The 25,948-nt window shown below is 63.3% G+C and carries 23 protein-coding genes; 12 read left to right on the forward strand and 11 right to left on the reverse strand.

Annotated features, from left to right (window positions below; genetic code table 11):
- Positions 1 to 407 precede the first annotated feature (407 nt).
- A complete protein-coding gene (locus tag J7360_RS00955; RefSeq protein WP_209033063.1) occupies positions 408 to 2,516 on the forward strand; it encodes a phosphoglycerol transferase I in 2,109 nt (702 codons plus the stop codon).
- A gap of 96 nt (positions 2,517 to 2,612) precedes the next feature.
- Here J7360_RS00955 and J7360_RS00960 read toward each other — a convergent pair whose 3' ends face one another.
- Positions 2,613 to 5,003, reverse strand: coding sequence for a DUF3772 domain-containing protein (locus J7360_RS00960; protein WP_244667734.1), 2,391 nt, complete (start codon positions 5,001 to 5,003; stop codon positions 2,613 to 2,615).
- A gap of 351 nt (positions 5,004 to 5,354) precedes the next feature.
- Here J7360_RS00960 and J7360_RS00965 point away from each other — a divergent pair, with 351 nt between their 5' ends.
- Positions 5,355 to 5,696, forward strand: a complete 342-nt coding sequence (locus J7360_RS00965; protein WP_057658809.1) for an HPF/RaiA family ribosome-associated protein — start codon at positions 5,355 to 5,357, stop codon at positions 5,694 to 5,696.
- Between the two features lie 1,110 nt (positions 5,697 to 6,806).
- The gene (locus J7360_RS00970; protein ID WP_209033065.1) at positions 6,807 to 8,366 is read left to right on the forward strand and encodes a hypothetical protein; all 1,560 of its coding nucleotides are present in this window, start codon (positions 6,807 to 6,809) and stop codon (positions 8,364 to 8,366) included.
- 464 nt (positions 8,367 to 8,830) lie between these two features.
- On the opposite strand, the gene J7360_RS00975 is transcribed toward J7360_RS00970, so the two are convergent.
- Complete coding sequence (locus J7360_RS00975; protein ID WP_057658816.1) at positions 8,831 to 9,394, reverse strand: lytic transglycosylase domain-containing protein; 564 nt, start codon at positions 9,392 to 9,394, stop codon at positions 8,831 to 8,833.
- Between the two features lie 381 nt (positions 9,395 to 9,775).
- Between J7360_RS00975 and xopA the strand changes: the two genes are divergently transcribed.
- Positions 9,776 to 10,135: a XopA/Hpa1 family type III secretion system protein gene (gene xopA, locus J7360_RS00980; RefSeq protein WP_209033093.1), complete on the forward strand. Its 360-nt coding sequence runs from the start codon at positions 9,776 to 9,778 to the stop codon at positions 10,133 to 10,135.
- A gap of 727 nt (positions 10,136 to 10,862) precedes the next feature.
- On the opposite strand, the gene sctC is transcribed toward xopA, so the two are convergent.
- The 9 genes from sctC to J7360_RS01025 all read right to left on the reverse strand — a co-directional run bounded on the left by sctC (position 10,863) and on the right by J7360_RS01025 (position 18,382).
- Positions 10,863 to 12,686, reverse strand: coding sequence for a type III secretion system outer membrane ring subunit SctC (gene sctC / locus J7360_RS00985; RefSeq protein ID WP_057658820.1), 1,824 nt, complete (start codon positions 12,684 to 12,686; stop codon positions 10,863 to 10,865).
- An 81-nt stretch (positions 12,687 to 12,767) separates the two neighbouring features.
- On the reverse strand, positions 12,768 to 13,598 hold the full coding sequence (gene sctT / locus J7360_RS00990) for a type III secretion system export apparatus subunit SctT (protein ID WP_057658823.1): 831 nt from the start codon (positions 13,596 to 13,598) through the stop codon (positions 12,768 to 12,770).
- Positions 13,595 to 14,104: a type III secretion protein HrpB7 gene (locus J7360_RS00995; RefSeq protein ID WP_057658825.1), complete on the reverse strand. Its 510-nt coding sequence runs from the start codon at positions 14,102 to 14,104 to the stop codon at positions 13,595 to 13,597. Before J7360_RS00995 ends, sctT begins: the two co-directional genes overlap by 4 nt.
- Complete coding sequence (gene sctN / locus J7360_RS01000; protein ID WP_057658827.1) at positions 14,097 to 15,425, reverse strand: type III secretion system ATPase SctN; 1,329 nt, start codon at positions 15,423 to 15,425, stop codon at positions 14,097 to 14,099. Before sctN ends, J7360_RS00995 begins: the two co-directional genes overlap by 8 nt.
- Complete coding sequence (sctL, locus tag J7360_RS01005; RefSeq protein WP_057658828.1) at positions 15,415 to 16,116, reverse strand: type III secretion system stator protein SctL; 702 nt, start codon at positions 16,114 to 16,116, stop codon at positions 15,415 to 15,417. Before sctL ends, sctN begins: the two co-directional genes overlap by 11 nt.
- Positions 16,101 to 16,730, reverse strand: a complete 630-nt coding sequence (locus J7360_RS01010; protein ID WP_057658832.1) for a type III secretion protein HrpB4 — start codon at positions 16,728 to 16,730, stop codon at positions 16,101 to 16,103. Before J7360_RS01010 ends, sctL begins: the two co-directional genes overlap by 16 nt.
- A gap of 7 nt (positions 16,731 to 16,737) precedes the next feature.
- Positions 16,738 to 17,499 (reverse strand): type III secretion inner membrane ring lipoprotein SctJ, encoded by a 762-nt coding sequence (sctJ, locus tag J7360_RS01015; RefSeq protein WP_057658833.1) that lies wholly within the window; start codon positions 17,497 to 17,499, stop codon positions 16,738 to 16,740.
- 1 nt (position 17,500) lies between these two features.
- A complete protein-coding gene (locus J7360_RS01020; protein WP_057658835.1) occupies positions 17,501 to 17,893 on the reverse strand; it encodes a type III secretion protein HrpB2 in 393 nt (130 codons plus the stop codon).
- Between the two features lie 33 nt (positions 17,894 to 17,926).
- On the reverse strand, positions 17,927 to 18,382 hold the full coding sequence (locus tag J7360_RS01025) for an HrpB1 family type III secretion system apparatus protein (protein ID WP_057658837.1): 456 nt from the start codon (positions 18,380 to 18,382) through the stop codon (positions 17,927 to 17,929).
- Positions 18,383 to 18,595: 213 nt separating this feature from the next.
- On the opposite strand from J7360_RS01025, the gene sctU reads away from it, so the two are divergent.
- From sctU to hrpD5, 8 genes are all read left to right on the forward strand, one after another.
- Positions 18,596 to 19,669, forward strand: coding sequence for a type III secretion system export apparatus subunit SctU (sctU, locus tag J7360_RS01030; protein WP_057658839.1), 1,074 nt, complete (start codon positions 18,596 to 18,598; stop codon positions 19,667 to 19,669).
- The gene (locus J7360_RS01035; protein ID WP_057658841.1) at positions 19,663 to 21,600 is read left to right on the forward strand and encodes an FHIPEP family type III secretion protein; all 1,938 of its coding nucleotides are present in this window, start codon (positions 19,663 to 19,665) and stop codon (positions 21,598 to 21,600) included. The genes sctU and J7360_RS01035 overlap by 7 nt, the downstream gene beginning before the upstream one ends.
- Positions 21,600 to 22,238: a type III secretion system protein SctP gene (sctP, locus tag J7360_RS01040; RefSeq protein ID WP_057658843.1), complete on the forward strand. Its 639-nt coding sequence runs from the start codon at positions 21,600 to 21,602 to the stop codon at positions 22,236 to 22,238. Before J7360_RS01035 ends, sctP begins: the two co-directional genes overlap by 1 nt.
- Before the next feature lie 92 nt (positions 22,239 to 22,330).
- Entirely contained in the window at positions 22,331 to 23,284 is a 954-nt protein-coding gene (sctQ, locus tag J7360_RS01045; RefSeq protein ID WP_057658846.1) for a type III secretion system cytoplasmic ring protein SctQ, read from the forward strand.
- Positions 23,271 to 23,915 (forward strand): type III secretion system export apparatus subunit SctR, encoded by a 645-nt coding sequence (gene sctR / locus J7360_RS01050; RefSeq protein ID WP_003485742.1) that lies wholly within the window; start codon positions 23,271 to 23,273, stop codon positions 23,913 to 23,915. Before sctQ ends, sctR begins: the two co-directional genes overlap by 14 nt.
- A gap of 4 nt (positions 23,916 to 23,919) precedes the next feature.
- The gene (gene sctS / locus J7360_RS01055; RefSeq protein ID WP_008575435.1) at positions 23,920 to 24,180 is read left to right on the forward strand and encodes a type III secretion system export apparatus subunit SctS; all 261 of its coding nucleotides are present in this window, start codon (positions 23,920 to 23,922) and stop codon (positions 24,178 to 24,180) included.
- Positions 24,177 to 25,004, forward strand: coding sequence for a hypothetical protein (locus J7360_RS01060; RefSeq protein ID WP_057658849.1), 828 nt, complete (start codon positions 24,177 to 24,179; stop codon positions 25,002 to 25,004). The genes sctS and J7360_RS01060 overlap by 4 nt, the downstream gene beginning before the upstream one ends.
- Positions 25,001 to 25,939, forward strand: a complete 939-nt coding sequence (gene hrpD5, locus J7360_RS01065; protein WP_209033067.1) for an HrpD5 family protein — start codon at positions 25,001 to 25,003, stop codon at positions 25,937 to 25,939. Before J7360_RS01060 ends, hrpD5 begins: the two co-directional genes overlap by 4 nt.
- Positions 25,940 to 25,948 lie beyond the last annotated feature (9 nt).

Here is a 25,948-nt window from a genome sequence, read left to right on the forward strand (position 1 = left end):
CAAGTGGGCGCCTTGGTGCCCCGCAGTCAGGTGCTTGTGACCATCGCGCGTTGCATCGTGCTCGGTGTAACTGACTGCAAGCGTCCTGCGCGCACCATGGCTTGCGCACATCTTCTCGCTGAGAGTGGCAACGCCGCAGCGAGCACAACCACTATCGCGCATGGGCGCACTGCATCTCGGCGCCACCTGCGTTTCAGCAGCGCCGTGCGGCTTGGTGCGCGGAGATGCGTAACCGCTGTCCGGCGATGCGGGGTCAGAGGTCGCCGGGTCTTGGCCACAACAAACATTTCAGTCAGCTTGGGCGCGGCATAGTCCGTCATCCGGGTGTCACATGGCAGGTGGCGCACAGGACATGGCGAGCAAGGCGTCCGGTACGCGCTCGCATCATTCCCCCACGGACGCTGCGCATGCATTGGATGTTGTTGGTTTCGTTGTTGCTCTTGCTGTGGCTGTTGGTCGCCTCTCCGCGTCTGGCATGGCTCAAGGCTGGCCTGTTGTCGCTCTTTCTGCTGCTGCTCAGCGCCTGGGGATTGGTCGACAGGCTCAGTGGCGACGGCATCAATGCAGCCACGCTGTATCACCTGCGCGCCGACATGGACGGCGCTGGCGTCAGCGATTTTTCCGGCTATATCGCGGTTTTCGTCGGCATGCTGTTGCTCTCGCTGAGCCCGCTGTTGCTGGTGCGGGTACGACGCTTCCAGCATCCGCGTGGTGGCGGCGCCGTGTTCGCAGGCTTCGTGGGCATGTTGCTGGTCGGCATCGCCGCAAGCCCGCTGTATCGCGATGGCAAGCGCCTGTACTACCAGCTGCGCCCGGTCGATTACGCCACCGTGGTGCCGGAATACCAGGTGCCGCAGCAACCGTTGCAGAAGCGCAAGAACATCGTCTGGATCTATGGCGAAAGCCTGGAGCGCACCTACTTCGACGAACAGGTGTTTCGGGGCCTGATGCCCAACTTGCGCGCGCTTGCGACCGAAGCGGTGGACGTGCGCAATCTCGCCTCCACCGAAGGCAGCGGCTGGACCATCGCCGGCATGGTCGCCTCGATGTGCGGCGTGCCGCTCACCACCGCGCCGGGCGATGAAAACAGCATGGACCGCATGGGCATGTTCCTGCCCGAAGCGCGCTGCCTGGGCGATTACCTCAAGGACCAGGGCTACCGCAACCATTACGTGGGCGGCGCCGATGCCAGCTTCGCGGGCAAGGGGCGTTTCCTGTCCAGCCACGGCTTCGACGTGGTGCATGACGTGCACCATTTCCACGACAAGGGCGTCGCGCAGAAGCACTTTTCCGCATGGGGCGTGCACGACGACGTGTTGCTGGACGATGCGTGGGACAGCTTCCAGACGCTGTCGCGCGCCGGCCAACCCTTCATGCTGACTACGCTGACCATGGACACGCACCACCCGGCCGGCCACCTGCCGTTGGCATGCAAGGGTCAGCACTACGACAGCGCACTGGGCGATATCGGCCTGCTGCACGCCATCAAGTGCAGCGACCGTTTGATCGGCGAGCTGGTCGCACGCATCCGCAACAGCCGCTATGGCAAGAACACCATCATCGTCATCGCCTCGGATCATCTGGCGATGCCCAACGATTTGAGCGACGTATTGGCCAAGCACAAGCGCGAGAACCTGCTGCTATTCCTGGGCAAGGACATCGCGCCACAACAGGTCGTCACGCGCGCGGACAGCACGCTCGATTCGGGCGCAACGCTGCTGCAGTTGCTGGAACCGGGCATGCGCACGCTGGGCTTTGGCCGCTCGCTGCTGGCCAGCGATGCCCCGCCCAGCGCCAGCGTTGCCGCCAGCCGCGACAGCGGCAAGGACTATCCGCGCTATCTGGCCTACGCGCGCACGCTGTGGACCGGGCGCAGTACGCGCATGCTGCGCATCAATGGCAATGGCGATGTGGTGGTCGGCGTGCAACAGGTGCGCCCACCGGTACTGCTGGAATACGACAAGGACACCAACCTGAAAACGGTGTACCTGGAAAACACCTCGCGTCAGTTCGACCGCACGCATTCCAAGGGCACGCTGGCCTATGTGGATCGCTGCACGGCGTTCGAAGACGGCTCGGCCGATGGCGACTGGTGCGCACTGGTGGTGGACCGCCACCAGAGCATGAAGCTGTATCGCGACCCGGACCTCACCCGCGGCATCGCCGTCGACGCGCCGCTGGAGGCCACCCAGCAGGGCCCGCGTCCACGCGTACGCCAGCCCATCATGCTCACCCAGGAAGCGCGCAAGACCGATGCAGGCCGCTACATGCTCGAGCTCTACGCCAAGCGCCGGCCCACGCGCGCGTTCTGGGTGGAAGCGGTGTCCTCCGAACGTAAGGTCGTGCTGGCACAGCAATGGGTGGTGCCCGACGCCGCCGGGCGCATCCGCATGCCGGTGGGCCTGGAACATGCGGTGGAAGACCTGGAAATCCGCGCCTGGCTGGACTACACCGAAGACGTCAGCGTAGACGATCTGGCCTTGGTCAAGGACATCCCGGTGGCGGATCGCTCCTGATGCGCCGAGATGCATCCAGCGATAGTCAGGCATGGCTGCGCAATCAGCGCAAGCCGACCGACTCACCGCTGCGCAGCCCTCGCAGCCCTCGCCAGCTCAGTCATCCGACGCAGCCGCACCGTCTCCCGTCTCGCGCGCCACGGCTGCACCTGCACGACTGAAGCGGATCTCCTGCGGCGACTGCAATGCAATGCCCACCGTCGCCATGCGCTGCAGCAGCGCGAAGAACAACTGGCTGCGCACGCCATAGGAATCGCGCGGGCTGCTCACGTAGGCGAACGAATTGAAATTGACGTGCCCGCCGGCCAGCGAATCGATGAACACCGATGGCGCCGGTTCGGCCAGCACCTTCTCGTGCTCGGCAAACAAGGCCAGCAACATGTCGCGCACCTTGGCCACGTCGGTTTCCAGCGGCACCGAGAACTGCAACTGCACACGGCCCATCGGATTGGACAGCGTCATGTTGCGCACGCTCTTGGTGATCAACTCCGAATTGGGCACGATCAACGTGGAGCGGTCGCCCACCTGGATTTCGGTCGCACGCACGCTGATCTTGCGCACGTCGCCTTCCTGATCGCCGATACGCACCCAGTCGCCGATCTTCACCGGCCGCTCGGCCAGCAAGATCAATCCCGACACGAAGTTCTGCGTAATCGCCTGCAGACCAAAACCGATACCCACCGACAGTGCGCTCAATACCAGCGCCAATCGCTTCAAATCCAGACCCAGCGCCGTGAGCCCCCACACCGCCACGATCAACCAACCCAGATAACGCGCCACCGTGCTGATCGAATTTCGCGCTCCCGCATCCAGTTCGGTCTTGGGCAGATACGTGTTGAGCAGCCACTTCTGCACGATATGGACTAGGCCCATGCCGAGCAGGAACACGCATAGCGCCCTGGCCACGTCGCCGGGCGTGATGACAAGTTCCTTGCCAATCGCAATCCCGTGCGAAACGTTTTCCAACCAGCCGGTCACTGCGGCGAGGTTGGCGCCGTACGGTGTCACCAGCGCGGCAATACCCAGCAGCACCAGCAGCACGCGTACTGCCGCAGAGATCAATAATCCCACCTGCACCAACCGCCCGCTACCGACATTCAGTGCATGCGACAGCGCACGGCTGAAACGGCTCTCCGGCTTGAACACCCAGGTCGTCAGGTCGTCGGCAAACATCACCAGTAGCGCGAGCACGCTGCACACCAGGGTGATCCAGATGATCTGCTGCTCGACGAACAGTGCCAGATTGATGTAGCCGAACAGGGCCGCCACCAACGCGAAGATCACTGCCAGATGGCCCAGCAGACGGATCAGCACGATGTAACCGCCGCCACGCGACACCACCGGCGGCGGTGCGCTGCTGTCCGCATCGGCCGCACCCACGTTTGCGGCATGCGCGCGCAACGACAGGGTCAGGCCAGCCAGTGCCGACAGAATCAATCCCGCATACAACAGCGCCGCAACCGCATCGGTAGCGATCGTCAATGCGCCGCTGCTGCGCGCCACGTCGTTGATTCTGATCGCCATACCGCTGAACCAGCTCACCGCGGCCGTGGCAAGACAATGCACGCGCAAACGATCGACGGTTGCATCGTCCAACGGGAACAGACGCCAGGTGGGCTGGTGCTTCATCAACAGGCTGGCGCTGAGCGAACCGACGAAGGCCGACACGCAACTGATCACTACAAATGCACTCAGCAGCTGCTCCAGATCCGTCGGCAGCTCACTCAGTGCGCGGACGCTCTCGGCCAATGCCCATGCCGCCATGCCCAGCGTCAGGGTGCCGACCAACAAAAACCACAGTGCAAGGCCGGAGCGCCGCAAGCGGCCACCGGGCGCACGCGAGGCCGCATACCGCCGCCCCAGATGACGCAGGAAGATGCGCAACGGAAATGCCAGCATCAATGCCGCCAGCGTCCCGATCACCAGACCGGCGATACCGTTGGTCGCCGTGCCGGTGCGCACCGCCTGTACGGCCTTGTCGGAAAGCGCCTGCAGGCGCGTGCGGTCGTCGGGCCATTCCTGCGCGATCTCATTCCACAACGCGGGCGACAGCGGCGAGGCAGCGCGCGCGGAGAGTTTCTCGCTGAAGCGCTGGGCGCGCTCGCCTTCGAGCCGGTCGGCGAGATCCTTGGCATCCAGTGCCAGCAGGTTCGCCCGCTTGAGCTCGGCATCCAGCCCGTTGCGCTCGCGCGTGAGCGCGCGGCGTTGGTCGCGTAGATCTGGTGGGTCGGTCTTCTGCTCTTCGCCAAGGCCGGCCAGCCGGACGGACAGCTCCTTCAACGGAGGCTCCAGCGAGCGCGCCAGATCCTGGGCCTGGCGCTGCGTGCCGGTGACATCGTCAGCCAGCTTGCGCAACTGGTCGGTGTCGGATTTTTCCATCCCCGCTTCGGCTTGGGTCAGCACTTTTTGCATGCTGTCCAGTTGGGTCTGCGCGGTCTCCAGCACCGTGTCCTCGTCCTGGGCCACAGCCGCGCCAATACAAACCATCCACAGCGCGGCCAGGAACAATAGACGCCGCAACAAGCCCTGGCGGGCACCACAGGTAAATCGGAATTCGGACACAGGCAGGCATCGAACAGGCGCGGGCAACCGCGGGTGCCGGCATCTTAAGGCACCGCCCTCGATCGAGCCGATCGCTGGCGCCGGTGGTTCAGCCGCGGCAGGTCCGCGACCGCGAACCGATCGGACGATCTCCCCGCACCGCGACGATGGCGGCAAAGGACCCTGCTAGCGCATGAATGGGCATGCCGCGTTGTCACTTTGCGACAACACGCCGCTGACGCAGAATCAAGCCACCGCTGCGGCAGACGCAGCGGATGACCGCGAAGGAGATCCTCTATGCAGATTCAGATCCAGACCGACAAGCACGTGCCGCACGATCCGTCTGTTGTGGCGCATGTCGAAAAGACCTGCACCGCCCAGCTGGCGCATTTCGCCAGCGACATCACCCGTGTGGAAGTGCATTTGCGTGATGAGAACGGCCAGCGCGGCGGCGCGGGGGATCGAACCTGCAGCATCGAAGCACACGTCGCCGGCCTGCCGCCGATTGCGGCCACCAACAGCGCCGAAACGACGGCCTCTGCCGTGACCGGAGCTGCGCGCAAGCTGCGCACTGCCATCGAACATGCACGCGGCAAGCAGCACTCCAAGGCCACCGCCGCGCCGCCGGACATGCTCTGATCTGGAGGTTGGCTTATTACCTGAGCTGCTGCCAACCGTTGCAGCATTGGCATCGCGGCACGCCACCTAGCGATGCGCGAAGCGCTCCTCAAAACGCTGTGACCCTTGAACGGCATTCGGCCCGTCGCACTCACCCTGCGGCGGGCCGACTGCTTTGAATCTACTGGCGCTTGCGAAACGTCAGCCCCTCGGATGCGGGTCACCTCAAGGTGCGTCAACCGCATTTGCAACTTTCCAAAAAAAAGCCAACTGCTGCCCCTTTATTCCGTGATCCCAGCAAGGCATCGCTCGACAGCAGCCTAGCCACGGACCGACGCATTCACTCGATTCACCGCACTCAATCAGGCTCGACCCGGTCCGCAGGATTAGGCAGGAGGTACCTTGCTTGCGAGTAAGGATATGGGCAGCAAGCAGATAGATCGCAGCGGTGGTAGGAAAACGCGGCCAAGGCAGCTGCCTGGCACCTTGGTGCGGTTGCACCTTGTTGGCTTCGCGGACTTGGTGCTCGGAGATGCTGTCGCCTGCTCTACGGCCACACCACGCGCCCTGGGCGATCGCTCACGCAATCTACCCCCACCGTTGCGGCATCGCTCTGTACGTGCACCAATGTCTACTACAACCCATGTCGCAGCGCTGCCGGTACGCGCGCACCCGTCTTTGCCCGCGCAAAGACCGCCGCAGCAGAAAACATAATTGACCCGCACGTACGAATTGATTGTTCGGATCCGGAATGATCGCTTCGCCAAGCACGCGTCGAGATTCCGTGGATTTATGCGAATTTTAAGTTCGCCGGAAACGATGACACATACCGCGCAGGGTTGCCGTGGATAGCAGGAACGCCTTGGCGCTGCGAGTGCGAGCGAAGAAGTCACGCTCCAGTTGCACGGGCAGCTGAGCGCAGCATATGCACCATGCCGGGTCGGCGTGCCACACATCACGCTTGATTCTCCGGTCGACGCGTCCGACTGCCAAGGGCGATCCCGACGCTGCAATCACGACGCTCGCCACCACGCCCGTCTTGCTGCGGGACCCATCGTCCGGCGCCATCGATCAATCACCCTGCACGCCTGGACGAAGCGTGCCGATACCCCATCAATGCGAGGACATGCCGTGATGAAGATCCCTTCAGCCAGTACCTCCCAGCAATCGCAAGCGACAAGTGGCGACGTCGTGATCGAGATGCCGGCACAACGAGGCAGCGATACATCGACGCACGAGATCGGGTCTCCTCTCTCCGGCCTGCCGTCCAGACCTTCGGCACGACGCAATAGCACGGGAAGCGACAGCGGGTATGAAACCGCCAGCGACGCAGACCTACCGTCCCAAGGCAGTCCGCAGCTGCATGCTTCGCTGCGTAGGGAACAGAGCGGTAGCGAGCGATTCTATGACGCTGAAGACTCTTTCGAACCATCAGCCCCGCCGTCGCTTGGCACCGAATACGCTGCACAACACGGTTCCCAAGCGCAGGCATCCACCTCGGCGACGGCCGCTGCGCGCTTGGGCACGCTGGCTGCGTCAGTCGGGGCAGGTGCAACACATGGAGTCACGACCCTCCTTGGACCCACCGCGACAGCGGTCGCCGCTGCGGCGCGCGGTGTCCTGCCGATCAGCTTCGACAAACAATACCTGGGCGCTGCGCTGGGACATCTCGTGCACCAGACCACCTCCGTGGGCCCGACCACGTTCGTGCGCGAGTTGATCGGCGAAGCGCTGTTTGCCGCGTTTCGCCAGCTCCCACCCGAAGCGGTCGTCGCCATGCAGGCAGTGTCGGGCACGCTGCATCTGGCGCTGCATACGCTGCGGCGCAACCGCGAGAACCGCAACCCCGACGCCGCCGCCCGAGGCTTTCACAACCTTAATCTTGAACAGTGGGAAGCGCTGTCCGAAGACGAACGTCATCACAAGAGAAGCGAGCAGCAACATTATTCGGATCTGGTCACCCGGCTCGCGCTGGCCGGCATCTTGAGCAATATCGCCATCGGCGCTGCCGGCAAGGCTTCTGGCCGACCTGAGATGGCGGCCAGACTGCTGGCCAGTGGGCTCAAGGTCGCCCCTTATGCGGCGGCCCGTGACGCCATCCAGGCGACATTCCGCATGGTGGGAATGCGGGCACCAACCAACGGTGGCGTCAGCGATCCCCACGTCACCAGTGCAGGCAGGTTTTACGGCATGGCCAACGTCCTGACCAACCTGGCATCCAATGAGCTGGAGGCACCAGACTTTGCATCGGCCAGGCAGCGCTGGGCAGGACTGATGTCGCCCTTCAACATGGGAAAGGCGACCAGGGTCGTCTTTCAGCAAGCGGCGGTGAACGCGGCCTTGAATGTCGGTCTGGAGACAGCCGACTGGCTCAATGTCACCCAACACGAAGCAGACGAAGCCGGGACGCAGCAGATCTGGGAACCAAGCTGGAAGGCCAAGCGCGAAGACTATGAGCGGGTCATGGATCAGTCTGTGGCGCGCACGGCCGCCATCAATTCCAACATCGCATTTGGTACAGCAGTCAACATGATTGGCCACTGGCTCGGTTTGTCGCCGGCACGCAGCGCATTGCTCTCCAATACGTTGGCGGGCATGGCCGCCGGCATGCAGTACAAGGTCATTGCCGGCACCTGGCAGGCTGCAGCGGCAGTTCGCGAAGCCGAGGCCGCTCGCATGCGAACTGAGTGAGCGCGACCGTGCGTCGCGCCGGCTATCGCGCAGCCATCGGCGAGTGCAAGCACATGGTGGTCGCACACGCACTGACGGCTTACCCGCAGTGCGTGTGCGACAGCTGTTGGCGGCTCCATGCGCAGCCTCCAGCAAGTGCTAAAAACCGACCGGCAGCGGCGTACAGCGGGAATCGATCGAGAGCTAGGCTGCGCATGCCAATTCTCAGCTCAGGTCTCGGCTAGCTGGTCTTTGCACAGCGGGTATCCAGCCGCGCTACGCACATTGTCGACACATGATGACGGATGCTGCTATGGCGATGATCATTTCAGTCACCGTATGCGCAGTAACTAAAACATACGCGCTATTGTCCGCAGATAATTCCGTCGCGGCGCTCCGTCGCTTTGTACAGTCCTACGCCATCCCACCAGGGAATTCCTGCGCAAATCCGGCTACACCTACGCCCTCCTGCAGTGGCGCACGCGCTATTCATCAATCACGCCGCGACTTAGCAGAATCGAATGGATGGCATGCGCATACTTATCGCGCTCACCTGGGGTTTCGGAATGGTAGGCCCCTACCGCGGCCCAGGTGTTTCCGTACTTGTTGGTCATTTCGCGCAAGCGCCATGCCGCGACATACACACTGATGCACGGATGCATCAACGCATCCCTGGAGATTCCATAGCTGGATAATCGCCGCAGGTGGATGGAGTTGATCTGCATCTTTCCATAATCCACCGTGCCGTTGTTGTTGCGATGGATCGCGTCGGCACGACCGCGCGATTCCTGCCAGGCAATGGCACGCAGCACCCAAGGGTTCACGTGCTGATATCCGGCAGCCTCTTCAAAGCAATCCGCGCGTGCGAACGGCGATGCGCACGCCAATACCGCTGCAAATAGAACGCGCTGTGGCCCGGCGCCTGCTCGACGACCACATCCGGACCTTCTCGCGCGCATGTGTCGCTTTGGTAAAGGCCCGGACGCGGACTCAAACTGGAAATTGGATACTTTATCGACATGCCGGTAGACGATCGTTGAACCGATCATTTGTCGTTACCTCGATTTCGGTTGAATACAGGTCTCCAGGTGAGTAGAGCGCCGGCATACAACGACCCACGGCGCTCGACGGCGGCAACATAACGCCACCTGTACATGATTTACTCGAAACCGACGAAACACTTAACATGCAAGCGAAAAAACGCCAACTGACGACGACTTCTGGATTTGCGCTCGCTGCGAAATCATTTTGTCGTTTATTTCCTTCGCACGCACAAGCGCAATTTCGCAAACTCTCTGGCGACGATCGATTGCCGCTTCTACTGTTCCGTCGGGGCGTAAAACACGCCCGGCAACGGCCGTTGCGCAAGCATGGCCGTTGAGCGAAACCAAACCCCAGTTAATCAGAGAGGAATCGTCATGGTTAATTCTTTGAACCCAGCGGCGCAGACCGGCTTCAACTCGTCCTTCTTCCAGGTTGGCTCGAACCAGGGCCCGCAATCTTATTGGAGCCGGGGCAACCAAACCAATCAGTCCAACCAGGGCATCTCGGAAAAGCAGCTCGACCAGTTGCTGACACAGCTCATTATTGCCCTGCTGCAGCAGAGCAATAATGCCCAGCAAGCTGGGCAGTCCAATGGCTCCCCGTCGCAGTACACGCAGATGCTGATGAATATCGTCGGAGACATTCTGCAGGCACGGAATGGTGGTGGCTTCGGCGGCGGGGCCGGCGGTGACTTTGGTGGCGGCCTCGGCGTCAGCCTTGCGAGCGACACCGGATCGATGCAGTAACGAACTGTTGGTCGCCCCTACCGGCCACGACCTGCAGGCTGCCGCCTCATGCGTCAGCCTGCAGGCACCACTCTTGCTGTAACCGCGAGCCTTCGCCACCCACATCGGCACGCGCTTGTCTCTTTTGCGCCGCAAGTGCCTGACATACGGCCATCGGCATGCGAGCAGGGCCGTTCCGGCTTCAACGCGGCACGCGATCACCAGATTCTTGTTCCAGACACGCCTTCTCCAGTGGGCTTTCGCTGCTGGCGTGACGTTGGTTGAACGTTCAATCGCACGCCATCGTCGCTCGACTAGAGCCTCCATACCTTCGCACCGGCCATGCACACTGCTGCCGGCCCAGGCATGTCGCTGCAATCGGGCGCAATCGCTGCCAGTCAAGAGCGTAGACGCCGCTCTGCCCTCGTGCCGTCTAGCGCAGATGCCGAGCTGACTGGCAGGATCTTGTCTTGCGCAGGCGAGAAGCCTGCCAGGTGATCGCCCAGGCAGGCTTGGGCATCGCATCAGAACCAACATGTGCGAGTGACACATGCTGATTCCAGGCAACACCGATGCCCATCCAGGTGGCGGTCTCAGGCGCCCTGGGTCGATACCCATCCGCACCAATCACTTGGCCCGCCTGATGATCCCTCAAACAATTCCTGCAGGATTCGGCCGATGGCATGCGCCCAATGTCAGGCCATCACAGCGAACCTCTGATCGCCCACCGATGGTTGTTCGCGAACCATCAGGGCGACACCACGTGCGGGGTCAGCAGAAACAGCCGTTGCATGCGGGACCCGCTTTTTTGCCGGTGTTTGAACAGGTTACCGAGCAACGGAATCTTCGACAGACCCGGCACCGCATTCAGATCGGTCTCGTCGGCATCGTAGGCGTAGCCTGCAATCAGCAGGCTTTGGCCTTCATTGACGAAAGCCTGGGTCGTGATCTCGCTGGAGGTAATGACCGGAATGCCGTCCACGGTGTTGGATCCAAGCTGGCCATCCTCGATACGCACATCCAGACGCATCTGACCGTTCGGCGAGCCTGGCACCACGCTGGGCAATACCCGCAACGACACCCCGGCGGAGAGGTTGTAGAGATCTGCCGATGCGTATCCGCTGACCCGGACGAATGCCTGTTGCTTGTGGTCCATGACCGCCTCGACGTTGTCCAGCGTCGCCACCTGGGGCGAAGACACGATCTTGGCCTTGTTGGTCGTCTCCAACGCCGACACGCGCGTCATCAGGTAGCGTCCGGCGTCTCCCAGCACGGCCGTCAAAGTGCCCCCAGCCGGGGTGGTCGCGCCATCGGTGGCAGCGCCGCTCAATGCGCCGTTGAAGCCCAACTGGCTGCCACTGCCGTTGCCGGTCTGTATGTCCGTGTGCTGGCTGTGGAAGCGCCAGTCGACACCGAGATCCTGCATGGCGCCATCGCGGATCTCGATGATGGTGGCATCGATCTGCAGCAACTTGGGCCGATTGTCCAACTGTTGGATCAGGGTGCCATAGCTCTGCATCCGCTCGGGTCGATCGCGGATCAGGATGGCATTGGTACGCGGGTCGGCTTCGATCACCGGCGCATCGGAGGCCAGCTCTGCTCCACCACCGACGTCGATGGGAGTGGATTCATCGCGCCGTCCCTTACTGAGTTCCGGCCAGACGCTGGCGGGCGACCCCGCAGCCGCAGCAGCTCCGCTACCGGGTAGCGGCGGGCTGACCGGCACGCGATCGGACGACGAGGCGCCGCCGAACCAGGACGAAGGCAGCCCGAGGATGCCGCTGGCTCCGCCGCCTTGACCCTGTGCCGCATTGCCGAATGTATTGGAGGACCCACCGCCGATCGGCTGTACCCGGCCAAAGTTGGCGCTAGGCCCCGCTATCGCCGCGACCGGCGCGCCGCGTGCGCCGTACATGCTGCGCAACAGGCTGGCCATGCCTGGAATCTGCACATCCTGACCGCCGATGCGCGTCGTGTGGTCGGCCGCTTGCGCGTAATGCAGCTGAAACACCTGCACTTCGGTGGCATCGCGCTGACGCGCGCCCTGCTCGACCTGCTTGGCAATGGCCGAAACGGTATCCACATACCCTGGCGGTCCGGAGACCACCGCCACATGCGCGGCCTCGTCGTAACGCACCGGAAAGCGCGGATCGTCCAGGCGCATGCGCGCAAGTGCGTCGCGCAGCGACTTCGTCGATGCAGTCCCCAGGCTCAAGGTCGCGCTCTTGGATTCGTTCGCACCCCAGATCCTGAGCACCGCGCCATCGTAGTACCAGACAAAGCCGTAGGTGGCCGCCAGGTCGTCGAGGAATTTCTGTGGAGATGTTTCAAATTTCCCGCTCAGCGTGCCGGTCACCTCCGGCGAGATCCAGGTGGCGATGGACTGGCTGGCGGATAAATCGCGCAGCACCTCCTTGAGATCCTTGTTGTCGGCGACGTATTTGAACGTGCGCGAATGCCACGGGACCTGGGCGGCGTCGGCATGTGGCGACAGCAGCGGCAGCAGGCTGAGCATCAGGACGGCGGCCATTGGAGCACGTCGGCGGTGGGCGGTGGTACAGGCAGGAGCCATGGCGTTCCCTCTGCTAGGCAAGTGAAAAAGTCGGTAACGACCAGTGTAGGAAGTGCAAAGCCGGGAATGTCTCAATAAAGATCAGTGCCTCGCGCCTCCCTTACCACCGACGTTGGCGGCATCGTGCAATTGCTGCTGGAAATGCAGGAACCCAAGTGCTTCGCCAAATTGCGCGACGAAGACGCTGGTCAGCAAGGCGAGCAGCAATAACGCTAGCACCCCGCGGATTGGCTGACTCAGGTTCGACGGTTCGAGTTTGTCGGCCGCTCGCGCCACCAGGCCGATCGCAAGATCCACCAGCACAAGCACCAGCATCACCGGTGCGGACAGCTTGACGACGGCGGTCATCATGCTGTCCGATTGCTGGATCACGAACGATTCGGCAACCGACCCCATGTTCGGCCCAAGCTGGGTCAGCGGCCACCAGCGAAACGATTCGAATAACGCTCCCAGCAATAGCAACATGCCGCCCAATGCGTAGAACGACACGATGGCCAGTTGCAGCAGCACCGTAGACACCGGCGTGCTTTGCTGGCCGCTGAGCGGATTGGTCATCTGCACATTGTTGTAGCCGGCAAGGTCGTCGATCAGCAGGCCAACGCTCTCGGCGATCCAGAACACCGTCGATGCTGCGAACCCGATCAGCAGACCGATGAAGGCCTCCTTGAACACCACCCCGACCAGGCCGACCGTCTGGATCTTCGCCAGCGCATCGGCCGGTTGCCCATAGGCGATGAACGAGCTCAGGACGTAGATCACGCCGTTGCGTGCAATCCCGGGAAGACTGTCCTGCGCCGTTGCCGGTAGCACGATGAACATCACGAACACACGCACCCCGCACAGTGCCAGCAGGGCCAATAGCGACACGCCCTGCGAGGAAATGGCCAGCAAGGCATCGGTGGCGTCGTTCATCGCGCGCCCCTCTGCGTGGCGCGGTGCGAACGCAGCGCGACCAGTGCCTCGACTGCGTCTTCCTCTTCTGCTGCGTCGCGTTGCGCCTGTCGGGCGCGGCGCGCACTGGCGGCTTTGTCTGCGTATACCTGCGCCTGTGCCTGCAGCTTGCTCAGTGCCTGCTGCACGGACGCCAGTTCGTCGCGGGCGCTCTGCAACGACTGATCCGCCGCTGCCTGCGCCTGCTCCGCAGCGCGACAGGCCTCGACCAGCACGGTGCGAAAGCGTTCATGCTGGAGGATCGTATCAACGTCGATCGACGCCCCCACACCTGCCTTGTCCATCAGTGCGGCATCGCAATCGGCCAAGCGTGTGGTGCAAGCCTCTGCTTCCTGTCTGCACCTGGCAAGTTCGCGGTCGCAGTGTTCCAACGCACGCCTGCACTCGCTCAGGCGTTCCTGCATGCGCTCGCTGCGGCGCACCTTGAGCTGATGCAGCACCGACCAGGTGTGGGCAGGCTCACGCATCGTCGGTCACGCTGGCCAGCTGTTCCAGCGTACTTTCGTACGCACTGAGCTGGTCGGTCGGTTGGCTGAGAAAGTCGCGGATCGCATCGATCCTATCGATCGCCTCGTCGGCAACGGCGTCGCTCCCCTCGCGGTATTCGCCCACCTGCACCAGCGTTTCCACTTCGTTGTACTTGGCGAGCAGGCGCCGCAACCGGCCGGCGGCCTGGGAGTGGTCTGATGGGACGATCTGGCTCATCACCCGGCTCAGGCTGGCCAACACGTCGATCGCCGGATACTGGTTCTTGGCCGCGATCTCGCGAGAGAGGATCAGGTGCCCATCGAGGATGCCGCGCACTTCCTCGGCGATCGGATCGCTGCCGGTCTCGTCCTCGGCCAGCACGGTGTAGAACGCGGTGATCGAGCCGCTCTCGCCCATGCCCGCACGTTCGAGCAGGCGCGGCAACTCGGCGAACACCGATGGCGGAAAGCCCCGGCGTGTGGGCGGCTCGCCGGCGGCCAGACCGATCTCGCGTTGCGCGCGGGCAAAGCGCGTCAGCGAGTCCATCATCAGCAGAACGCGCAGGCCCCGATCCCGGAAATACTCGGCGATGGCGGTGCCGACATAGGCGGCCTTCGCGCGCTCGATCGACGAGCGATCGGAGGTTGCGCAAACCACGACGCTACGCGCCAGACCATCGGCGCCAAGAATGAGCTCGATGAACTCCCGCACCTCGCGTCCGCGCTCGCCGATCAGCACGATCACGTTGACATCGCACTGCGTACCGCGCGCGAACATTCCCATCAAGGTGCTCTTGCCGACGCCGGCTGCGGCGAAGATGCCCATGCGCTGGCCCTCGCCCAGCGTCATCAGGCCATCCACGATCCGCACGCCGGTCGGCATGGGGTGTTCAATCAGCCGCCGACGCATCGGGTCCGGTGCCTGCGCCTGGATCGGTACCCAGGTGTCGCAGGCGATGGCTCCTTGCCCGTCCGACGGCTCGCCCAGGCCGTCGAGCACGCGCCCCAGCAAGGCCGGTCCGACCGGCACCGCCAACGGGCGGCCCAATCCGATCACGCGCGTCTCGCGCGATAGCCCGATCAGCTCGCCGAACGGCGCCAGCAACGCCAGATCGCGACTGAAGCCCACCACCTCGGCCCGCTGCAACACGCTGCCATCGCGCTGGCGCAACTCGCACACCTCGCCCAGGCTGACCTGCACGCCGGCCACCTTGAGCATGGTGCCGACGACTTCGACCACCTTGCCATAGCGACGACCGAACGCGAGCGTGGCCAACTCGCGCTCGAGCGTTGTCTCCAGCAGGGGCGTCTCAGCCAGCATCCGCAAGCTCCTCCGGTGCAGCCAATACACGACGAATGACGCGCCGCAGACTGCGCAGCTGATCGCGCAGATCGGTCTCGAACACGCCCGTGTCCCATTCGCACACGCAGGCGCCCACGGCCAGGTCGGCATCGCCGCACAGCTCTATTTGCAGGGTCCAGCCCGCCTCGGTGGCGGCCGCGTCGAAGGCGCGCCGCGCAGCGTCCACCGCGTCGGGGTGCACGCTGACGCGCAGGGCCTTGGCCTCGTCCAGGGCACCTTCCAGGGCCTGCGCCGCCCGCGCATACAGCGCCGCAGGATCGTGTCCGAGGATGATGTGCTCGCAGGTGCGCGCCACAATCTCTGCCAGGCGCTCACGTGCCCGCTGCGCGGCCGTTTCGGCGGCAAAGGCATGGCGCAGGCCAGATTCGTTCCACTCATCAAGCTGGCGTCGCAGACCGGCTGCATACCCCAGGCGTGCGCTGCGCTCGGCCTTCTGGCGCGCATCCTCAAGGATCGTTTCGGCCTGCTGCTTGGCCTCGTCGATCAGCGTCTGTGCCCGTGTCTGCGCCTGGCTCAGGGCCTGCTCGCAGCGTGCGTGCACCTCGGCAGTGGCAGCATCCAGCGTCAACACCGAGGCCAGCGCCTCGCGCAGAATGACATCGCACTCCAAGCCGATCGCATCGGGCGTTGACCTCAACCACAGACGCATGACGCCTCCGGCATCAGGGTGGGAAGCGCGCTCAGGAAGGCATCGCTCGCCCCGTCTGCTGCGACGGTGGTCACCTGCGCGGCGTCCAGCGGCAAGGACAACGCCAGCAGCTTGGCAACAACCGGATTGGACCAGACGCCATCGGCCTGCATCCGACGCCAACCGTCGCCGACCCACGCTGCCTGGTCGGCATCGCGTGGCAACAAGGGCACGGGTAGGCCGGCGGACGCGTTCTGGCGCACATGCTCAAGCACGGCCGGCCCCACACACTGTTCGAGCCAGTCCAGACGTTCGCGCTCGATACAACGACGCACGGCCAATCCGCGCGAAAACAGCGCCCGCGCGATCAGGACCTGCGCCAATTGCGCGGGTGTCAGTAGGGCCAGTTGATTCGCCTGCAGGCCGAGTGCAGACGGCGATACTCCCGACCACCCCGACCACGCCTGGATTACCCGCTTACGGCAGTACACGGGCGCCACTGCCCAGCCCGACGCTGCCACCGGGCCAAGCCAATGCGCCACCCGTGCGGGGTCCAGCGATTCGGCCAGATGCGCCAACGCGTCCGTCCAACGCTGAACACATCGTGCTGCAGTGTCGATCCGCGTGTTGTCCATCCCGTGCTCACCCGGCTTTGCCTTTCGTCAACTCGCGTAGGCGTTGCCAGCCGCCCCAGCGGCCCGCCTGCGGGTTTGGCCACCAATACAGCGCCGCCGCAACCGCCAGACCCAACGCCAACGCACATCCGGCCAACCACGGCCACGGTGAAGATTTCGGCGGTGCCGAGACGGTGAACTGCGCATCGCTGTCCGCTCCACCCGGCACCAGCGTCACACTGACGTTTTCGTAGGTGAGTCCTTCCACGCTGTGCATGACCATTGTCTTGATGTTGGGCACCAGGCTGGTCAAGTCGCTACCGACGCGGAACTTGATGAACACCGCAGCGCTGGACGGTTTGACCGAAGTGGAGAGCGGGTCGTTGTTGGGCAGCACGATCTCCACATCGGCCGAGATCACCCCATCGATATTCGACAAGGTCTGCGATAGCTGCTGCGACACGCCATAGATGAAGCGCACGCGTTCTTCGGTGGGTGTGGAGATCAGCCCGTCCTTCTTGAACATCTCCCCGAGATTGGCATGCCGCTCATGCGGCAAGCCGTGCGCGCGCAGCACCTCCAGCGAATAGGACACCTGATCGTGCGGTGCGTTCACCGCCCAGGTCTTGCCATCGTCCGGAGTGACCTTGGACGCGTCTACGCCGGCATGCAGCAGCACCTCCAGCATGTCGTTCGCATCATTTTCGGTGAGCCCGGAATACAGCTGCTGACTGCACGCAGACAGCAGCAGCGCCACCAGCAGCACCACCAGGTATCTCAGCGCGCGCATGCTATTGGTTCTTGACCAGTGTCTGCACGGCGTTCTTTCCCGACTGCGCCACGCCGACGCTGACATTGAGGTTGAAGCCGACCATGGTCAGCTCGTGCATCAACTTGATCTGCTGCGCTGCCATTTCCTGCAGCCCCATGGTCGGTGCCTGCATGCTGAAGGCATCGATATGCTCGGCGATGGTGCGCACGCCATCGTTCTGCACATCGACCACCCGGCTCATCATGCTCGGGTTGCCCACCCTCTGCATGGCGGGCGGCAACGGGCTGGAGGACTGCATCAGCGCTTGAAAGCGATTCACCAGCGCCTGGTTGGGCGCTGCCACCGGCGACAGCGCCTGGGTCGCGGCAGCACCGGTGCCGGCAATTGCTTGGACAGGAGGAATGAGCGTCATCGCATACTCCTATGGGGTCGGGACTGGCGTCACTCAGGCACGCAGGTATTGCGAATTTGGAACTTCCATCGGTGCTGAAGATTCAACCGGCGCTTCCGCCGGCGCGGCCGTTGGGGTTTTTCGTCCGGACAGCGCCTTGACCAGGGCAACGGCGTCGGCATCGGCGTCTTCTTCGATCAGCCCGTCTGCAATGCCATGCCACGACTGGTCGCCCATCGCGAACAGGCAGCAGGCGTACAAGGCCCTGCACATCGGCTTGGAGCCGGCGTCGCCCTCCAGCTCGCGCAGCAGGCGCGCGCCTTCCACGTAATTGCCGCGCTTGATCGAAATCCATGCATCGAACGTGTCGAGCGCTTTCAGGTCTGGCCGCAGTACCCGGACTGCGGCCAGGACCGCGGCAGCGTCCTGAATCTTGTCATGGGTGAGTCCGACCGTGATCAGTTCGATGAGCCCACTCACGACCGACCCGGGACATTGAATCTTCTCCACACTGCACCTCGTTTTAATGGAATGCGGACCGTACACGTGGGGAAAGCTACGCGCGCCACGGCGGCCAGATGCCTTCGGAAGCGAATATCGGAATTCGCTGGCGAACAAATCATTCCGGCTTCGCCAGGCTATCCACACATTCGCCTGGCACGCGGATCGCTCGACCACAGCTGCCCACAATCGGGGTCGCAGCGATCGCGGAAGGAGCGGGCAATGTCGGAAGAAAAAACCGAGAAGCCGACCGAGAAGAAACTGCGGGATGCGCGCAAGGACGGGGAAGTGCCGGTCAGCCCGGACGTCACTGCAGCCGCAGTGCTCTTCGGCGCGTTATTGGTGATGAAATCGGCCGGCGATTACTTCGCTGATCACGTGCGCGCATTGATGACGATCGGCTTCGATTTCCCGGAGAATACACGCGATGCAGCCGCAATAAACCGCGCACTCGGCCATCTCGGCATCCAGGGATTGCTGTTGATGCTGCCATTCTTGGCTGCATGCCTGATAGCTGGCGTGGCAGGCGGTGCGTTCCAGACCGGCCTGAATGCCTCGCTCAAGCCGGTGGCGCCCAAGTTCGATTCCCTCAATCCCGCTGCCGGGGTCAAGAAACTCTTTTCGTTGCGAAGTCTCATCAACTTACTGAAGTTGATTATCAAGGCCATCTTGATTGGCGTGGTGCTGTGGGTCGGTATCCGCGCCCTCATGCCGATGATCATCGGGCTTGCCTACGAAACACCGCTCGACATTGCCCAGATTGCCTGGCACACCCTGGGCATGCTCTTCGCACTGGGCGTGCTGCTGTTCGTACTGGTGGGCGCAGCAGACTGGAGCGTGCAGCACTGGCTGTTCATCCGCGACAAGCGAATGAGCAAGGACGAGCAGAAGCGCGAATTCAAGGAAAGCGAAGGCGACCCCGAAATCAAGGGCAAGCGTAAGGAATTTGCCAAGGAACTGGTCTTCGGCGACCCACGCGAACGCGTGGCCAAGGCCAAGGTGATGGTGGTCAACCCGACCCATTACGCAGTGGCATTGGCCTACGAGCCCGATGACTTCGGCCTACCGCAGGTCGTTGCCAAGGGCGTGGACGATGGTGCGCTGGAACTGCGTGCCCTTGCGCATAACCAGGGCATCCCGATCGTCGCCAATCCGCCACTTGCCCGTGCGCTGTACCAGGTCGAATTGGGCGATGCAATCCCCGAGCCCTTGTTCGAAACGGTTGCGGTGGTGTTGCGCTGGGTCGATGAGCTCGGTCGCGACCACGACGACGGCGATGGAGCCCTGCCATGCTAGGAGACCGCGTTCGCGCGACGAGATATTTCGCTTATAGCGGCGAAGTGGCCATCGCCGCCCTGGTGGTGGCGGTCATCGGGCTGATGATCCTGCCGCTGCCAACGCCCATGATCGATACGCTGCTGGGCATCAACATCACCCTGAGCGTGGTGCTGCTGATGGTCACGATGTATGTGCCCGACTCGATCTCGCTCTCGTCGTTTCCTTCCCTGCTGCTGTTCACCACGCTCCTGCGGTTGTCGCTGAATATCGCCTCGACGAAGTCGATCCTGCTGCATGCCGAGGCGGGCCATATCATCGAGAGCTTCGGCGAGTTGGTGGTCGGCGGCAATCTGGTGGTGGGCCTGGTGGTTTTCTTGATCATCACCACGGTGCAGTTCATCGTGATCGCAAAGGGCTCCGAACGCGTTGCCGAAGTCGGTGCGCGCTTCACCTTGGACGCAATGCCCGGCAAGCAGATGAGTATCGATGCCGACCTGCGTGGCGGCAACTTGACCGCAGATGAGGCACGCCGCAAACGCGCGCGGCTGGCCATGGAAAGCCAACTGCACGGCGGCATGGACGGCGCCATGAAATTCGTCAAGGGTGATGCGATCGCCGGCCTGGTCATTACCATGGTCAACATCCTGGCCGGCATCGTGGTCGGCGTGACGTACCACGGCATGACGGCCGGCGACGCCGCTAACCGCTTTGCGATTCTGTCGGTGGGCGATGCCATGGTGTCGCAGATCGCCTCACTGCTGATATCGGTGGCTGCCGGCGTCATGATCACCCGCGTGGCCAACGAGAACGAGACCAGGCTCAGCTCGCTCGGGCTCGATATCGGCCGCCAGCTCACCAGCAACGCGCGTGCCCTGATGGCAGCGAGCGTGCTGCTGGCCTGCTTCGCGTTCGTCCCTGGCTTTCCGGCCGCGCTGTTCCTGTTGCTGGCAGCGGCCGTCGGCGCCGGCGGTTATACGATCTGGCGCAAGCAACGCGACATCAGCGGTACCGATCAGCGCAAGTTGCCGTCGACGAGCCGGAAAGGTGCCAAAGGCGAGGCGCCGCATATTCGCAAGAACGCCCCCGATTTCGCCTCGCCTTTGTCGATGCGGCTGTCGCCGCAGCTGGCCGCTCAGCTCGACCCTGCGCGGCTGGACCAGGCGATCGAAAGCGAGCGCCGCCAATTGGTCGAGTTGCTGGGTTTGCCGTTTCCCGGGATCGCGATCTGGCAGAGCGAGTCCCTGCACGACATGCAATACGAGGTGTTGATTCACGATGTCCCCGAGACACGCGCCGAATTGGAGAACACCGATGACATGCAGGCAGCATTGGCGCGGCAGGCCATCGCACCCCTGCATGCACGCGCGCACTTGTTCGTCGGTATCCAGGAAACCCAGTGGATGCTGGAACAGGTGGCCGTGGACTACCCCGGGCTGGTTGCGGAGGTGAACAAAGCAATGCCCGCCCAGCGCATAGCCGATGTGTTGCGACGCCTACTGGAAGAACGGATTCCGGTGCGCAATATCAAGAGCATCCTGGAAAGTCTGGTGGTATGGGGTCCGAAGGAAAAGGATCTTCTGATGTTGACCGAGTATGTGCGCTGCGATCTGGGCCGTTATCTTGCGCACACCGCAACCGCAGGCACTGGGCAGCTACCTGCAGTGATGCTCGACCATGCGGTGGAACAACTGATCAGGCAATCGATTCGCGCGACCGCGGCCGGAAATTTCCTGGCACTTCCGCCCGAGCAGGCGAACCAGCTTGTCGAACAGGTCGAACGCATCGTCGGCGATCAGGCGCAGCATCCGCTGGCGGTGGTAGCGTCGATGGACGTACGCCGCTATGTGCGCCGCATGATCGAAGCACGGTTGACGTGGCTGCAGGTCTACTCGTTCCAGGAGTTGGGCTCGGAGGTGCAACTGCAACCGATCGGCAGAGTGGTGGTGTGATGCGCAAGCCGCCGCTCCGCCCTGTGCGCATCCTGCCGGTCAGCGGCGCACTGCAGCGGCCGGCGGCTGCAGCCACGCCGGCTCGGTCGGCGCAGCGCTCCAGCTTCCTGCAACTGCGTCAGCGCCTGCGCAGCGCCCAGCTCGCGCTTCCCTGCATGGTGTTGCCACCGCAGTGCGACGAAGATCGACCGGAACCTGACGCCGAGGAGAGCTTCACCGAGGCGCATGACGGCGCGCCCATGCAAACGGACACGCCATCAAGTATCGAAGGGCCGAAACACCTGGCGCCGTCCCAAGGCAACGACGATGGCACGGTAGGGCGACAGATCGCGACCGAGTGGATACGCACCCAACGCGCCCAGATGGCAATCGACCACATCGCGCTGCGCGTGGCCGAGTTCTGCAACGCCACGCCAGTGCGCAGCGCAGGCAGCTGGGAAGCCTGGCTGGATATCGATCAAGAGGTCGTCGCACAGACCACGTTGTTTTTGCGGCTTTCGCCGGACCAGCTATCGCTTCGCTTCAATACCCGTTCGCCTGACGCGCGCGAGGTACTTTGGTGCGGAAGGCAGCGTCTGGAGGCTGCGCTGACGTCCACGCTGAGCAGCACGCTCCAGATCAGCATCGAGGTTGTCTAACGCGGCACTGGCGACAGAAAGCCATTTGGAGGAACTCCATCTTGCTAACCGAGCAGAGCCAGGCTCCACCGGCACGTGCACTCTCCCAGGCGTTGACGCGCGTTGCGGCCGAGCGCACACAGCTGGGCAGGGTGTTCGGCGACCCACGCGCGGCACGCCACTGCGGCTTCGTCACGCATTGCCGTCGCATCTCACCCAATGATGCGGCCCGCCTGCGACTGCAGTTGGACACCGGCCAGATGGATATGCGGATTGCCGCGCGCGACGGCCTGGCGCCGCTATTGAACGAGGACGACGACGCCCTCCGCGTTTCGCTCGCAGGAATGTTGCTGGCCGATCGCCTGGGCGCGCTTGCGCCGCTCGGCCTGGGCGCTGCCGAGGTGATCGGCTTCGAGCGCGATGCAGCGCCGGACCACTGCCACGGCATCGGCATCACACTGGGCGATCTGGACGCGATTGCGCTGACGGCAAGCGCGTCGCTGCTGGCCACGCTGCAGGCTGCAGTCGACGGACTTGCCGGGCCTACGCAGCTGCCAGCCTGGCTGGCTGCACTGCGCGTCAACACGCGCCTGCGCATCGGCGGGCGCACCGCATCGGCGGCATTGCTGCAGTCGCTGCGGCCTGGCGATGTCTTGCTGCATTGCACCGCCTCGGCGGCGGTCACCAGCGGCGAGCTGCTCTGGGGTATCGCCGGAGGCGCGGTATTGCGCGCTCCGGTGCGCTTGAACCTGCAAAAGATGATTCTGGAGGCCCCCCCCACCATGCAGCACGATACGTTTGAGCCCGACGTCGCACCGTCCACCAGCAATGTGGCGGAACTGGAACTGCCGGTGCAACTGGAAGTGGATCAACTTGCGCTATCTCTATCGACCTTGTCGGGTTTGCAGCCAGGGCAGATCCTGGAGTTGTCGGTGCCCGTCGATCAAGCCGACATCCGCCTGGTGGTTTACGGCCAGACCATCGGCACCGGCAGGCTACTGGCAGTGGGCGAACATCTGGGTGTGCAGATCCTCAGCATGTCGGAGAGCACGCATGCAGATGCCTGACGTTGGCTCGCTGCTGCTGGTGGTCATCATGCTGGGCTTACTGCCTTTCGCAGCGATGGTGGTCACCTCCTACACCAAGATCGTGGTCGTGCTCGGCCTGCTGCGCAATGCGATCGGTGTACAGCAGGTGCCGCCGAACATGGTCCTCAATGGCGTTGCATTGCTGGTGTCGTGCTTTGTGATGGCGCCGGTGGGCATGGAAGCGTTCAAGGCCGCTCAGAACTACGGCGCCGGATCGGACAACAGCCGCGTGGTGGTGCTGCTCGACGCCTGCCGGGAGCCGTTCCGGCAATTCCTGCTCAAGCACACACGCGAGCGCGAAAAGGCCTTTTTCATGCGCTCCGCACAGCAGATCTGGCCCAAGGACAAGGCTGCCACGCTCAAGTCGGACGACCTGCTCGTCCTGGCACCGGCTTTCACGCTCAGCGAATTGACCGAAGCCTTCCGCATCGGGTTTCTGTTGTATCTGGTGTTCATCGTCATCGACCTGGTGGTGGCCAACGCGCTGATGGCGATGGGCCTTTCGCAGGTCACCCCGACCAACGTGGCGATCCCGTTCAAGCTGCTGCTGTTCGTCGCCATGGACGGCTGGTCGATGCTGATTCATGGCCTGGTTCTGAGCTATCGGTGACGCCATGGACCACGACGATCTAGTGCGATTTACCTCCGAAGCCTTGCTGCTCTGCCTCAAGGTGTCCTTGCCGGTGGTCGGTGTCGCTGCGCTGGCCGGGCTGCTGATCGCCTTCGTCCAGGCGGTGATGTCGCTGCAGGACGCATCGATCTCGTTCGCGCTCAAGCTGGTGGTGGTGGTGGCTGCCATTGCCGTCACAGCACCGTGGGGTGCCTCGGCCATCATGCAGTTCGGCCAGGCCTTGATGCAGGCGGCATTCCCATGATCCGTCGCATTTCGCCCGGCACCTTGGGGCCCTCGGTTTCCATCGAGCATGGCGGCTCGCATCACCATGGCGATCATCATGCCGATGCGGCAGGCACCAGCGCGGGGTCGCCTACCGACATTGCGGCACGAGCACCGCGCCTGCGCCCAGCTCCACCGCGCAGGCGACGACGCGGGATCCGGTCGCTGGACGGCCAGGAGGATGAATTCGAAGCCACCGAGCAGGAAGAGATCGAAGCCAAACGCGAGTGCGTACTGCGCGGACGGGTGAGCGTGGCCGTCGTTGCGGCCCAGGGGCGTGAGCAGGGCCAGGGCGATCAGCATGGCGGTGGCCGCAACGCGCATGCCGACGATCCGCAGACAGGACCGTGGCAGGCTGCCGCACCGGCAGATTTGAGCGACGGCGTGCGTGCACGCATCGACGGAATTCTCGATCGCTATGTGATGACGCGCGACGCCGATCCGATGGTCAGGCGACACGCGCTTGCCGCTGCGCTTGTCGAGTTACGCGCCATCGGCGTTTCATACCCTGCCCTCGCCTCGTTGACCACGACGGTCTGGAGGTTGATGCGGGAGCATTTTCGCTCGACCGGCAGGGCCACCACGGCCGAAAATCTACAGGCGTTGCGGAAGCGCTTGATGGAGCTGATGCCGTCGGAGCTGGAACCGGTGCCAGCACTCCGCAATTTTCACCTTTTGCTCCCGTTGATACTGCTGAATGCGGAAAAGCCGCGCAGGCAGGCCGATCGTACACATGCCATCACACGTCTGAACACACTGCTGATTGAGCAACCACACCAGGTGGCTCAGGAGGTTCGCCCATGACCATGCAGCTTCGCGTACTGACAGGAACCCACGCAGGCGCACGATTAGATTTGGCACAAGGTCGTTACAGTCTGGGGAGCGATCCCCAAACCGATATCCGAATAGACGATTGGCCTGGTTGCTCACTCATTCTCGAGGTAGACCATGACGGTCAAATCCGTTACAGCAGCGACACGCTGCCAGAAACGTCTTTTGTTGCGTTTCAGCCGGTTCGCTTCGGCCCCCTGGTGCTGTGTGTTGGCGAGGCTGCTGCCGATTGGCCCGACGATGTGGCGCTGCTGGAGCGGCTGCTTTCCCCAGCCCCCACGCCGGCGCCGCCCGCGTCCAGGCGCAAAGTCCTGCGCGCAGCGGTGGGTGCCATGCTAGCGCTTTCCGCAGCAGCGTTGATCCCCTCGTTGCAACCGGCATTTCTTTCCGATGCCGCCACCCCGCAGCGCCCAGAAAATGCCGTCAACCAGGCCAACGCCTTGTTGAAACAACTCGGTTTTCGCGAGGCGCACGCCCAACGCGTCGGCACGCGCGTGCTGATCGAAGGCCTGGTCCCCAGCAGCGCCGATGCTGCGCGCTTGCGTGCGCAGGTGCATCGCTATCATCCAGGCGTTGCCGTCAACGTGGCCGTGGTGGACGAGGTCGTGGCGACGCTGCGCGATGCCCTGGCTGACCCCGCTCTCAGCGTACGTTACCAGGGCAATGGCGTTTTCTCGGTTTCCGGCAGCAGCGACTACGCAGAACGCGCAAGCCGCAGGATTGCCGATGTCCGCAGCGACCTGGGCCCTGAGGTCCGCGCACTGCACGTGGAGATCAGCCAGCAAGACCCGTCCATCAAACCGCCGGACAATTACGACGCGGCATTGCTCGCCGATGGTCTGCATTATGTCGAAACGCCGGACGGTACCAAGCACATGACATCCCTGCCGCAGCAGGCGGCGCAATGAGAGCCCACT

Source organism: Xanthomonas sp. D-99 (assembly GCF_017746145.1).
In the GTDB taxonomy this organism is placed as follows: Bacteria; Pseudomonadota; Gammaproteobacteria; order Xanthomonadales; family Xanthomonadaceae; genus Xanthomonas; species Xanthomonas cissicola.

Bases quoted from the DNA above. Each gene is read 5' to 3' on its own strand.
- J7360_RS01060 (WP_057658849.1), top strand. From the start codon at position 24,177: ATGATCCGTCGCATTTCGCCCGGCACCTTGGGGCCCTCGGTTTCCATC.
- J7360_RS00960 (WP_244667734.1), bottom strand. From the start codon at position 5,003: ATGGTTTGTATTGGCGCGGCTGTGGCCCAGGACGAGGACACGGTGCTG.
- J7360_RS00975 (WP_057658816.1), bottom strand. From the start codon at position 9,394: ATGATCGGTTCAACGATCGTCTACCGGCATGTCGATAAAGTATCCAAT.
- J7360_RS00955 (WP_209033063.1), top strand. From the start codon at position 408: ATGCATTGGATGTTGTTGGTTTCGTTGTTGCTCTTGCTGTGGCTGTTG.
- sctT (WP_057658823.1), bottom strand. From the start codon at position 13,598: ATGAACGACGCCACCGATGCCTTGCTGGCCATTTCCTCGCAGGGCGTG.
- sctU (WP_057658839.1), top strand. From the start codon at position 18,596: ATGTCGGAAGAAAAAACCGAGAAGCCGACCGAGAAGAAACTGCGGGAT.
- sctN (WP_057658827.1), bottom strand. From the start codon at position 15,425: ATGCTGGCTGAGACGCCCCTGCTGGAGACAACGCTCGAGCGCGAGTTG.
- sctR (WP_003485742.1), top strand. From the start codon at position 23,271: ATGCAGATGCCTGACGTTGGCTCGCTGCTGCTGGTGGTCATCATGCTG.
- sctS (WP_008575435.1), top strand. From the start codon at position 23,920: ATGGACCACGACGATCTAGTGCGATTTACCTCCGAAGCCTTGCTGCTC.
- J7360_RS01010 (WP_057658832.1), bottom strand. From the start codon at position 16,730: ATGGACAACACGCGGATCGACACTGCAGCACGATGTGTTCAGCGTTGG.
- J7360_RS00965 (WP_057658809.1), top strand. From the start codon at position 5,355: ATGCAGATTCAGATCCAGACCGACAAGCACGTGCCGCACGATCCGTCT.
- hrpD5 (WP_209033067.1), top strand. From the start codon at position 25,001: ATGACCATGCAGCTTCGCGTACTGACAGGAACCCACGCAGGCGCACGA.
- J7360_RS01035 (WP_057658841.1), top strand. From the start codon at position 19,663: ATGCTAGGAGACCGCGTTCGCGCGACGAGATATTTCGCTTATAGCGGC.
- sctJ (WP_057658833.1), bottom strand. From the start codon at position 17,499: ATGCGCGCGCTGAGATACCTGGTGGTGCTGCTGGTGGCGCTGCTGCTG.
- J7360_RS00995 (WP_057658825.1), bottom strand. From the start codon at position 14,104: ATGCGTGAGCCTGCCCACACCTGGTCGGTGCTGCATCAGCTCAAGGTG.
- sctC (WP_057658820.1), bottom strand. From the start codon at position 12,686: ATGGCTCCTGCCTGTACCACCGCCCACCGCCGACGTGCTCCAATGGCC.
- J7360_RS01020 (WP_057658835.1), bottom strand. From the start codon at position 17,893: ATGACGCTCATTCCTCCTGTCCAAGCAATTGCCGGCACCGGTGCTGCC.
- sctP (WP_057658843.1), top strand. From the start codon at position 21,600: ATGCGCAAGCCGCCGCTCCGCCCTGTGCGCATCCTGCCGGTCAGCGGC.
- sctL (WP_057658828.1), bottom strand. From the start codon at position 16,116: ATGCGTCTGTGGTTGAGGTCAACGCCCGATGCGATCGGCTTGGAGTGC.